This is a genomic window from Clostridium sp. (assembly GCF_034179595.1).
GTDB lineage: Bacteria > Bacillota > Clostridia > Clostridiales > Clostridiaceae > Clostridium.
This window is the reverse complement of sequence record NZ_JAXFPT010000071.1, coordinates 1-12,435: the sequence shown is the minus strand read 5'-3', so window position 1 is coordinate 12,435 and position 12,435 is coordinate 1. Positions and strand designations below refer to the sequence as shown.

Here is a 12,435-nt window from a genome sequence, read left to right as displayed (position 1 = left end):
CGTCCTGAGCCAGGATCAAACTCTCAATAAAAAGTTTAATCATTTAACTCATAAAACTTACTTGTAAAAAGAATTGCTGGTTGTTTAAATGTATTCTATATTCTGTTCAATTTTCAAAGACCATTTTTATCTCATCGCCTTCAAGCGACTTGTTTATCTTACCACTCATGAAAAACTTTGTCAACATATTTTTTAGTTTTTATTTTAAAAACTTAATTATATATTGCTTCTCTTTCGAAAAGTTTGTTTCGCATCAGCGACGATATTTATAATAGCACACATATAATTATTGATTCGACATATTTTTATAAATACATTTAATTATTTTTGAATAATTCTTTAATTCTTTTGATTTCTTTAGTTTTCTATTATAGATACGCCCGGCAGTGTATGTATTACATTGAATGCATTTTTAATGTTTTAAAACATAGATAAGCTAAAAATTTAACTATTATATTTCTTATATTAAATGTATTTTTAACTTTATTATAGTTTTATAATTATAAAAAATTGTTTATATATTAGTAATATTTTTATATTCTTGATAAAAAGTACCCTTATATTAAAGTTAGATTTACTTTAATATAAGGGTACTTAAAATTTCTTATTCTATGTAATATTTATCACTTATTTTATTATTTAATATTTTTTTAGCATACTCTTTTGCCAAATCTAATGAATGTAATTTTGCTGATCCACATTGCATTTCATTAGCTGCTGGAATTTCTTCTTGTACTAATATCTTTTCTAATGAATACTCTAATGCATCAATAATATCTTTAGGCTCTAAATCTCCAAAGCTTATTAAATAAAAACCTGTTTTACATCCCATTGGTGATATATCAATAATATTATCAAGCTTTTCTCTCATAAATCCTGCTAAAAAATGTTCTAATGTATGCATACCATCATCTGCTAACATTTCTTTATTTGGTTGAACAAATCTTATATCAAATTTAGATACTACATCTCCCTTTGCGCCAACCTTTATTCCTGCTTTTCTAACGTAAGGTGCTTTAACCTTTGTATGATCTAATTCAAAACTTTCTACTTTTACCATTATAAATACTTCCTCTCTAATATAAACCTTCTAAATTTTATTTAACTTGTCTTATATGCTTTGTAATAAGTTTGTACTAAAATATCTATCTCCTCTATCTGGTAATATGACAACTACATTTCCACTATCTATTTTTTCTATAAATTTAATTGCGGCAGAAATAGCAGCTCCTGATGATGAACCAACTATAACTCCTTCTTTTTGTGCTAATAATCTTGCACTATTAAAAGCCTCTTCATCATCTACTTTTACAACTTCATCAACTAAGTTCATATCCATTGTTTCAGGGATAAAATTATTTCCTATACCTTCTATTTTGTAATATCCCTCAGTTCCACCACCAATTGTAGAGCCTATAGGATCTGCAAGTATTCCCTTTACCCCCTCTATATTTTCTTTTAAGTATCTTAAAGCGCCTGAAAATGTTCCACCACTTCCTGCACCTGCTACTAAATAATCTATATTTCCATCTAAATCATCATAAATTTCTTTACCTGTTGTTTCATAATGAGCTAATGGATTTGATTCATTACCAAATTGATTTAATGATATAGAATTTGGTATTTCTTCTAATAATGAATTTGCTACACTTATAGCACCTTCCATTCCTTCTTCTCTTGGCGTATTAATTATTTCTGCACCAAGCGCTCTCATTAATGTTTGCTTTTCTATTGAAAATTTTTCTGGAACAATAAACTTAACATTATATCCTTTATTAAGTGCTGCAAGTGCTATACCAATTCCAGTATTACCTGCAGTTGCTTCTATGATAGTAGATCCAGGTTTAAGCAACCCATCTTTTTCAGCTCTTTCTATCATATATACACCAATTCTATCTTTACAACTACCACCTGGGTTAAATCCTTCTATTTTAACAAATACATTTACCCCTTCTTTTATTCCTAAATTATTTAATTTTAGTAATGGAGTTTTTCCAATTAATTCTTTTATATCATTATAGTATTTCATCTTTTTCACCTGCTTTTGCTAAAGCTTTTTGTATATCACTTAAAATGTCTTCTTTATCTTCTATACCAACTGAAATTCTAATTAATTTATCAGTTATTCCTATACGTTCTCTAAGTTCTTTTGGAAGTGCTGCATGTGTCATTGTTGCTGGATGGCATATTAATGATTCAACCCCGCCTAAACTTTCTCCAAATGTTACAAGTTCTAGATTATTTACAAATTTCTTATGATCAATATCATCATTTAACACAAATGATATTACTCCTCCAAATCCTGAGGCTTGCTTCTTTTGTATTTCATGTCCCTTATGACTTTCTAATCCTGTATAATAAACTTTTTTTATTCTCTTATCTTCTAATAATTTTTTAGCTATGAATCTCGCATTTTCTTCATGTCTTTCCATTCTTACTGAAAGTGTTTTTATTCCTCTTATCAATAAGAAACTATCAAAAGGTTGTAGTATTCCACCTGTAGAGTTTTGAATAAAGTGTAATCTTTCACCAAGTTCATCATCATTTACAACTACTAATCCAGCAACTAAATCACTATGTCCGCCTAAATACTTTGTTCCTGAATGTAACACTATATCAGCTCCTAATGCTAATGGATTTTGGAAATATGGGCTCATAAAAGTATTATCAACAATAGTTAATAAACCTTTTTCCTTAGCTTTATTTGAAACTATTTTTATATCTACTACATCTAATAATGGATTTGTTGGAGTTTCTATATAAACTGCCTTTACATCTTCATCAATTTTTTCTTCAAACTCTTCAAAATTGTCTATGATTTCATACTTTATACCAAAGTTAGAAAATACTTTATCTAAAACTCTAAATGTTCCTCCGTATAGATTATTAGTTATAAGTATTTTGTCTCCATTTTTAAATAAACTTAATACTGCAGTAATTGCTGCAAGTCCAGATGCAAATGCAAATCCTCTTTTTCCACCTTCTATATCTGCAATTAATTTTTCAAGAGCCTCTCTTGTTGGATTGCCAGTTCTTGAATATTCATAACCACTATTTTGTCCAAACTTATTTTGCTTATATGTAGATGTTTGATAAATTGGTATGTTTACTGCTCCTGTATTTTCATCAACACTTATTCCACCATGTATTAATAATGAATTCTTTCTCATTTTTTCTCACTCCTTAAACTTATTTTGTTGCTTTGGCTAGAAAAATTTTAGGTTCAATTATTTCTCCCTTTGAAGATTCTCCCCTAGCTTTTAATCCAGTACTTTTAACATCTATATCTATAAATCCTGCATCTTTACACCAAGATTTTAATTGTTCATGTCTAAATCCTAGCCATACATCAAACATTTCTTCAGCTGCCCATTCCCCTAAATGTTCTTCAACATCTGTTATGACTACTTGTCCACCTTTTTTTAGTACCCTATTCATTTCTTTTATTGCTATATCGGGATTTGTAATATGATGTAATGCCATATTTATAAATATAATATCTACAGAATTATCAAAAAGAGGTAAATCCTCTAAATTTCCCTTTATTGGATATATGTTATTTAAGTTTTTATGTTTAGCTGATTTATATAATTCACTAAGCATATTTCTTGAAGAGTCTATTGAAAAAACTAAATTTGCCTCTTCTCCAACTCTTAAACTTATAAAACCTGTACCTGCTCCTAAATCTGCAATTACCTTCTCTTTGATATCAACAGAATTAATTGCAATTTCTCTTAATTCATTTTTAAAATAATCCATTCTGATTTTATTCCAATCTTTTGCGATAGAATTAAAATATTTTACTGAATTCATTTAAAATACCTCCATCAAATATAAATATATAAAAAAGACCCCATCTCTAATAAATTAGAGACGAGGTCTACCCGCGGTTCCACTCTAGTTTAGATATAAAATATATCTACTCTTAAAAATTCAGCACTAACATGCCTAATCACTATAACGGGCGAACCCGGAGAATCCTACTATTAATTCGAACTTCTGCTCCAAAGTGCACTTCACATTTCTTCTAAATAGAAAAATCTCAGCTATATTTTCTTCTCTGTAATTCTCCAAAATGCTACTCTACTTTTTCAATGCATTTATTAACCTACTAAATCTATATGAAAACTTCTTTTATCTATTAATTGAATTATAGTACAATGATTTATAAAAATCAACTATTTTTTAAATATTGTTTCTTCTTACCATAACAATAGGACAATTTTTAGAGCCAATATATCTCTCATTCTCTTCTATATTTATCTTCTTATCAGCAATTACATTTTCAAGTTCACATCCATCTTCTATAACTGCACTTTGTAGTATTATAGAATTTTTTATTTTCACATTTTTTCCTATACGAACACGTCTTGCTATTACACTATTTTCAACTTCTCCTTCTATATAACACCCATTAGCAACAATAGAATTTTTCACATCACTACAAGTAGTGAATTGAGTTGGCCCTTCATCCTTTGGTTTAGTGTAAATAGGCCTGTCCTTGCAGAATAATTCTTTATTAACTTCATCATTTAAAAAATTCATATTGCAATCATAATAAGCTTTTAAAGAATTTATACAACTTAAATATCCTTTAAACTCATAAGTTCCTACTTTTAAATTTTTTAAATTAGAATGAATATAATGTTTTATCTTTCTATACATTCCGCTCTTAATTGATTCATGAATAATATCTATAAATAAATCTGTTTTCATCAGATACATTTCCATATTTACATTAGCATTATCTTCTTGTCCAATATTTTCTCCGATACTAATTACCCTATCTTTTTCTATGTTTAATATATCGCAATCTATAAATTGAATTTTTGCATTATTTATATTTTTATATACCATGGTTACATCATTTCCTGACTTCTCATGATACTTTAACACTTCATCAAGATTAATATTACATACCATATATGATGGAGATAATAATACATATTTTTTATTGCTATGCTTTACAAATTCAATATTATCTGCAAAATTATGAACATCATCATATGAAGGATCTTCATCTCCAAAATTAAATACTTTTAATCCATCTTTTTTTCTATGAAGATCCCAAGGTCTTCCGTTAGTTAGATGATCCATTAAAGACCTTGATTTATTTTTAGCAAAAATTCCAATACACTCTATTCCTGAATTAGTCATATTAGATAATATAAAATCTATAACTCTATATCTAGCTGCTAAAGGCACGGATGCAAGACATCTTTTTCTTGTTAATTCTCCCATTCTGCTTTCATTTTCATCTAAATTTATTATCCCCAAACAATTACTCATATTAACCTACCCTTTCTTCTTTTAAGCCATATTTTTTTCTTCGACTATATCCTCTGAACTTATCTCTTCTTTTGAAGCAATAACTGCAATTTCTTTTCCATCACCAATTTCTAAATCATCATGTAAAATAACATCACTTCCGATTATTGCTTTATTTACAACTACATTATCTCCTATATATGAATTTGGCATGATTACAGAATCTTTTATTACAGTATTTTTCCCAACATAAACCCCTTGGAACAATACAGAGTTTTCTACTTTTCCATATACAGTACAACCTTCAACAACAACCGAATTCCTAATCTTTGCATCTTTACCTACATACTGTGCTGGACTTATAGGATTTATAGAATATATCTTCCAACTTTCATCAAATAAATTTAATTCATTCTCATATTTTAATAAATCCATATTTGCTTCCCATAAGCTTTCTATTGTTCCAACATCTTTCCAATATCCTTTAAATGGATATGCAACTAATCTACGTCCTTCATTTAGCATTTTAGGTATGATATTTTTGCCGAAATCATTACTTGATGTTTCATCTAATTCATCATTTATTAAATGCCTCTTTAATATATTCCAATTAAATATATATATGCCCATTGATGCATTTGTACTTTTAGGTCTTTTAGGTTTTTCTTCAAATTCGTATATTGATAAATCATCTCTTGTATTCATTATTCCGAATCTACTTGCTTCTTTAAATGGAACGTCAATTACTGCAATTGTTGCATCTGCCTTTTTTTCTTTATGAAAATCTAGCATTTTGTTATAATCCATTTTATATATGTGATCTCCTGATAAAATCAGTACATATTCTGGATTATAACTATCTATATATTCTATGTTTTGATATATAGCATTAGCAGTTCCTTTGTACCACATTCCACCATCTTCATTTTGATATGGAGGTAATATACTAACCCCGCCGTCTCTTCTATCTAAATCCCAAGGATCTCCTATTCCTATGTGTGAATTAAGTTCTAATGGCTTGTATTGAGTTAAAACTCCCACTGTATGAATTCCAGAATTCGAACAATTACTTAAAGGAAAATCTATTATTCTATATTTTCCTCCAAATGGTACCGCAGGTTTCGCTAAATTCTTAGTTAATACGCCTAATCTTGAACCTTGTCCCCCAGCTAAAATCATAGCAACTATCTCTTTTTTACCCATAATAATATCTCCCCTCATATGTTTTTCATGATTATAAAATCAAATTAGATAATATAAAATTCAAAGTACTTGTATAAACATATGAGAGTATAACTAAATTTATACATAATTTATTTTATGAAATCATTTCCAAAAGTAAAAAAATAAAAAGTCTAAAATAACTTTAAAATTATCTTAGACTAATTTTTATATTTTATAGATTTTTATATAATAGTTCTGAACCCCATATTCCATTTGCATATTGAAGTATAGTTCTATCTGATGAGAAAATTCCAGAGTGTGCTATATTTATTCCACACATTCTTTGCCAGTTATTCATATCTCTATATAAGCTATCTACTCTATCTTGAGCTTTTAAATAAGAATCAAAATCTTTTAATACAAAGAATTGATCATTGTGTGGTATTAAGTTTTCATATATTTCTCTAAATCTATCTCTATCGAAATGATATTTTCCATTTATTAAATCATCTATCACTCTTTGAATTCTATAATCATTCTTATACATATCAAATGAAGAATATCCTCCATTTTGATAATAGTTTAATACTTCTTGAGAATTTAAACCAAAAATAATTATATTGTCATCTCCAACTTCATCTTTTATTTCAATATTTGCCCCATCTAACGTAGCAATAGTAACAGCACCATTCATCATAAATTTCATATTAGATGTACCAGATGCTTCTTTTGTCGTTGTTGATATTTGCTCACTTAAATCTGTAGCTCTTATTATCTCTTCTGCTAATGAAACATTATAATTGTCTAAAAATATAACTTTTATCCTATCATTAACTCTAGGATCATTATTTATCTTGTTAGCAACCTTATTTATAAGTTCTATTGTATTTTTAGCTAAGTGATATGCAGGAGCAGCTTTACCAGCGAATATAAATGTTCTAGGAACTATATCTAAATTAGGATTTTCTAATAGTTTATTATATAAATCCATTATTCTTAAACAATTTAGTGTCTGTCTTTTATATGCATGTATTCTCTTAACCTGAACATCAAATATAGAATTTGGATCTACTCTAACTCCATTTTTCCTATATATAGTTTCAGCAAGCTTTTCCTTGTTTTCTCTTTTTATATTGTAAAGCTCTCTTTGAATATTTGGATCATTTACTTTATATTTAAATGCTTCTAAATCAGTAGGGTGCTTTATAAATGAATCTCCTATATTATCAACTAATAACTTTGTTAACCTTGGATTAATTTTTAAAAGCCATCTTCTATGAGTTATACCATTTGTTTTATTATTAAACTTATTAGGATAGAAATAATAAAAATCACTCATTTCTTGTTTCTTTAATATTTCAGTATGAAGCTTTGCAACTCCATTTATACTATGACTACCTACTATAGCTAAATTAGCCATTCTAACTTGACCATCAGCTACTATTGCCATACGTGATATTTTATCCCATTGTCCTGCATAACTATTCCAAAGCTCAGCACAAAATCTTTCATTGATTTCATTAACAATCATATATATTCTAGGAAGTAATGACTTAAACATATTTATAGGCCATTTTTCCAAAGCTTCTGAAAGTATCGTATGATTTGTATAAGATACTGTATTTGTTGTTATTCTCCATGCCTCTTCCCATGCAAGACCTTCTTCATCTAATAAAATTCTCATAAGTTCTGGTATTGCAAGAGTTGGGTGAGTATCATTTATATGAATAGCTATTTTTTCATCTAAATTTCTTATATTTCCACCGTGTTTTTTAAAGTGTCTTATTATAGACTGAACACCTGCTGAAACAAAGAAATATTGTTGCTTTAATCTTAGAATTTTACCTTCATATTGTGAATCATCTGGATAAAGAACTTGAGATATTGCTTCAACTGAATTTTTATATTCTAATGCCTTTAGGAAATCTCCTCTACTAAATGAAGAAAAATCGAATTCATTATTTACTGTTTCAGCACTCCACAATCTCAAGGTATTTATAGTACCATTCTCATATCCAACTACTGGAGTATCATAAGGAATTGCAAGTACTGGTTCATAATTTACATGAGTAAATCTCATTTTTCCATTTACCTCTTCTGTTATTATATTTCCACCAAACTTAACAATCTCTTTTTTATCACTTTTTTTCTTTTCCCATACATTTCCGTCTCTTAACCAATTATCAGAAACTTCAACTTGAACTCCATCTATAATTTTCTGTTCAAAAAAACCATATTTATATCTTATTCCACAACCATGTCCTGCTATATTTAAAGATGCCATAGAATCTAAAAAACAAGCTGCTAATCTTCCAAGGCCTCCATTTCCAAGACCTTGATCATGTTCTAAGTTTTCTAATTCTTCTAAGTCAATCCCTAATTCAGCTAATGCTTCTTTACATACATCTCTTATGCCTAAGTTAAGCAATGCATCTCCAAGAAGTCGTCCTAGCAAAAATTCCATTGAGAAATAATAAACTTGTTTTTCACCAGTTTCATTATATCTTTTATTGGTTTTCATCCAGCTTTCTGCAACATAATCCCTAACCAAACCACCTAAAGCTTCATATTTTTTATAATTACTTCCATCTGAAAGTTCTTCACCATGAATCTCAAGATACTTCTTTTGGTAGGCTTTTTTAAATGACATTTTATCAATGGCTAGCATATTCATCCCCTCCCTTGGGTTATAAGCAACTTATCCCAACATCAAATGCTTATACATTTCATTATAATCATTAGCGGATTTCTCTAAGCTATTATCTGAGTTTAAAGCTTGGCTAACTATTGAGTTCCACCTATTTTTATCTCTAAATATATCTAACGCATATTCTATAGTGTTTAATAATTCATTAGCATTATAATTTCTGAAACTAAATCCATTTCCAAATCCAGTGTATTGATTATATGGATGAACAGTATCTTTTAATCCACCTGTTTCTCTAACTATAGGTACAGTACCATATCTTAAGGCTATTAATTGTCCAAGACCACATGGTTCAAATAATGAAGGCATTAAGAACATATCTGATGCTGCATAAATCTTATGAGCTAATCTATTATCAAATCTAATATTTGCAGATACTTTATCTCTATATCTATAAGCTAATCCTTTAAAATGATTTTCATAATGATAATCACCTGTTCCTAATATAACTAACTGAACATCATGCTGTAATAATCTATCTGCAATATCAACTACTAAATCAAGGCCCTTTTGATTAGTAAGTCTAGTAACCATTGAAATCATAGCTACATTATCATTTACAGGAAGACCTAATTCTCTTTGTAATTCTCTTTTATTTATTGCCTTATCTTCTAAACAATGTTTATTAAACGTATGATAAATTAAATTATCTGTTTCTGGATTAAACTCCTTGTAATCAATTCCATTTAATATGCCGCTTAATGCATAACCTCTTTGTCTTAATACTGAATCAAGTCTTTCTCCATATTGTTGAGTTTTTATTTCATCGACATATGAATAACTAACTGTAGAAATCTTATCTGAGTAAAGTATTCCCCCTTTCATAAAGCTTACTCCACCATCAAATGCAAGACTACCATTATAATATGGTTCTAAATCATATCCAAACAATTCTGGAAGTACTTCTTTTGAGAATACTCCTTGGAATTTAAGATTATGAATTGAAAATACTGTTTTCATATTGTAATAGAATAAATCTTTTCTATATTCTAATTTATGAAGTACTGGTATCATTCCAGTTTGCCAATCATTGCAGTGTATTATATCTGGTTGATAATTAATTAACTTTAAAAAGCTAAGTGCAGCTCTATTAAAGAAAGCAAATCTTTCACCATCATCATAATATCCATAAAGTCCATCACGACCAAAATAATATTCATTATCTAATAAATAATACTTTACCCCATCTTCTTCATATTCAAATACACCACAATATTGATTTCTCCAGCCAACTGGAACTCTAAACCAATTAACAAATCTTAATTTTCCTTTTAGGCTTTCATTTATATTTTTGTATTTAGGTATTACAACCCTTGCATCTACACCTAATCTTTTTAATGATTTAGGTAATGATCCTAATACATCACCAAGTCCCCCTGTTTTTATAAATGGATTTGCTTCAGATCCAACAAACAAAACTTTCATCTAATTTTCCTCCTCAATCTTCCCCTTTAATACCATAGTTGTTATCAGTAGTACTCTTTTAATAATTATATTTAATTAAAATTTTATTTTCTTTAGTAAAAGTGTAATTGTTATATATAATTAATGTAAATTCCCAACCAATATTTGTCAATAAATTTATACATAATTTTTTATTTATGTAATTTTAAGGTATATAAAAATTTATCAAATTATTTTAACTGTTATTATTCCTATTCGATATATTTGAAATTTATTAATAAAAATATTTTAATTAATATAAAAAAATTAAATAAATAAAAAAAGTGACATAATTAAATTATGTCACTTTTTTTATTTATTATATATCTTAATATTTAGTATGCAATTTCTATATTGCTGTTAGAATCTTTGTCTGTATCTTTATTTATTAATTTTATTATTATAAAGTGAATTATCATAGCTGTTACAATTGCAACTACTAAGTTAAAAGCTATAGTTAATATAAAAGTTACTAATAACTCAATTGCATCAAATTTATTGTTACGAATAATTTCAATACAATTTCTCCACTCACTCATATTATAAGATACAACAACAAGTATTGCTGCTAATGTAACAAGTGGTACATACTTTATAAAAGGCATAAAAATTAGCATTATTAATAATAAAGTTATAGCATGTACAATTCCTGCTATAGGAGTTCTACCACCATTTTTTATATTAGCTGCTGTTCTAGCTATAGCACCTGTTGCTGGTATTCCACCAAATAATGATGATGCAATATTTGCTATTCCTTGTCCTATTAATTCAGTGTTTGAATTATGTTGTTTATCTATCATGCCATCTGCTACAACTGCTGATAATAAAGATTCAATTGCAGCTAAAAATGCTATTGTAAGTGATGGCATTATTAAATCTTTTATTTTATCTATTGTAAATACTGGTAACTTTGCAGTTGGTATTGTTGATGAAATTTCACCATAAGTTGATCCTATTGTTTCAACATTTAAGCTTAATCCAGCCACTATTAAAGTTGATATTATTAATGCAATAAGAGATCCAGGTATTGTCTTATTAACTTTTGGGAATAAAACAATTATAGCGATACATAGTATCCCAATTAATAATGTAACAATATCTATTTTATTAAAGTTTGATATGTATGCATTCCATTTATGTATAAATTCAGAAGGTACTTTATCTATGTCTAATCCAAATAAATCTTTTATTTGAGTTGATAATAAAGTAATTGCTATACCTAATGTAAATCCTAAAGTAATGCTTTTAGGAATGTATTTTATTAAATTACCAAGTTTAAAAACTCCAAATAATATTAATATTACACCTGCCATTAGAGTAGAAGTTATAAGCCCTTCAAGACCATATTTTTCTATAATACCATAAACTATAACTACAAAAGCTCCAGTTGGGCCTCCAATTTGGACTCTACTTCCGCCAAATAATGATATGAAAAATCCTGCTACTATAGCAGTTATTAAACCTTTTTCCGGCGTTACTCCAGATGAAATTCCTAATGCTATAGAAAGCGGTAATGCAATAATAGCTACTATAATTCCAGCTATAATATCTTTAAAGATTTGCTCTTTTGATAATTCCTTCTTTCGATGTTTTAATATTGAGAAAAATTTTGGTTTTTTCATTAGTAAAAAAGTCACTCTTTCTATATAAAATTTTTATAATTTATCACAAAGAAAAAAGAGATAGTAATTAAACTATCCCTTTCATTATTCACCTGGCAACGTCCTACTCTCCCACACAGTCTCCCGTGCAGTACCATTGGCGCTATAGAGCTTAACTTTCCTGTTCGGAATGGGAAGGAGTGTTTCCTCTATGCCATCATCACCAGATTTCAGATTGTTCTCTGAAAATTG

General features: G+C 28.1%; 8 protein-coding genes, 1 rRNA gene, 1 pseudogene and 1 other annotated feature. All 10 genes and pseudogenes read right to left on the bottom strand.

The window, feature by feature from the left end; genetic code table 11:
* Positions 1–604: 604 nt before the first annotated feature.
* On the bottom strand, positions 605–1,060 hold the full coding sequence (locus tag SPJ33_RS09025; RefSeq protein ID WP_321117638.1) for an S-ribosylhomocysteine lyase: 456 nt from the start codon (positions 1,058–1,060) through the stop codon (positions 605–607).
* Between the two features lie 51 nt (positions 1,061–1,111).
* Positions 1,112–2,029 (bottom strand): cysteine synthase family protein, encoded by a 918-nt coding sequence (locus tag SPJ33_RS09020; protein WP_321117637.1) that lies wholly within the window; start codon positions 2,027–2,029, stop codon positions 1,112–1,114.
* Entirely contained in the window at positions 2,016–3,170 is a 1,155-nt protein-coding gene (locus SPJ33_RS09015) for a trans-sulfuration enzyme family protein (RefSeq protein ID WP_321117636.1), read from the bottom strand. Before SPJ33_RS09015 ends, SPJ33_RS09020 begins: the two co-directional genes overlap by 14 nt.
* 19 nt (positions 3,171–3,189) lie before the next feature.
* Entirely contained in the window at positions 3,190–3,813 is a 624-nt protein-coding gene (locus SPJ33_RS09010; protein WP_321117635.1) for a class I SAM-dependent methyltransferase, read from the bottom strand.
* A gap of 53 nt (positions 3,814–3,866) precedes the next feature.
* Positions 3,867–4,104 (bottom strand) — a binding site (T-box leader).
* A gap of 81 nt (positions 4,105–4,185) precedes the next feature.
* Entirely contained in the window at positions 4,186–5,289 is a 1,104-nt protein-coding gene (gene glgD / locus SPJ33_RS09005; RefSeq protein WP_321117634.1) for a glucose-1-phosphate adenylyltransferase subunit GlgD, read from the bottom strand.
* A 21-nt stretch (positions 5,290–5,310) separates the two neighbouring features.
* The gene (locus SPJ33_RS09000) at positions 5,311–6,471 is read right to left on the bottom strand and encodes a glucose-1-phosphate adenylyltransferase (protein ID WP_321117633.1); all 1,161 of its coding nucleotides are present in this window, start codon (positions 6,469–6,471) and stop codon (positions 5,311–5,313) included.
* A gap of 193 nt (positions 6,472–6,664) precedes the next feature.
* A complete protein-coding gene (locus SPJ33_RS08995) occupies positions 6,665–9,100 on the bottom strand; it encodes a glycogen/starch/alpha-glucan phosphorylase (protein WP_321117632.1) in 2,436 nt (811 codons plus the stop codon).
* 30 nt (positions 9,101–9,130) lie between these two features.
* On the bottom strand, positions 9,131–10,564 hold the full coding sequence (gene glgA / locus SPJ33_RS08990; RefSeq protein WP_321117631.1) for a glycogen synthase GlgA: 1,434 nt from the start codon (positions 10,562–10,564) through the stop codon (positions 9,131–9,133).
* A 428-nt stretch (positions 10,565–10,992) separates the two neighbouring features.
* Positions 10,993–12,204, bottom strand: a pseudogene (locus tag SPJ33_RS08985) (SulP family inorganic anion transporter); the annotation flags it as partial.
* 90 nt (positions 12,205–12,294) lie between these two features.
* Positions 12,295–12,411 (bottom strand): 5S ribosomal RNA (rrf, locus tag SPJ33_RS08980).
* Between the last annotated feature and the right edge of the window lie 24 nt (positions 12,412–12,435).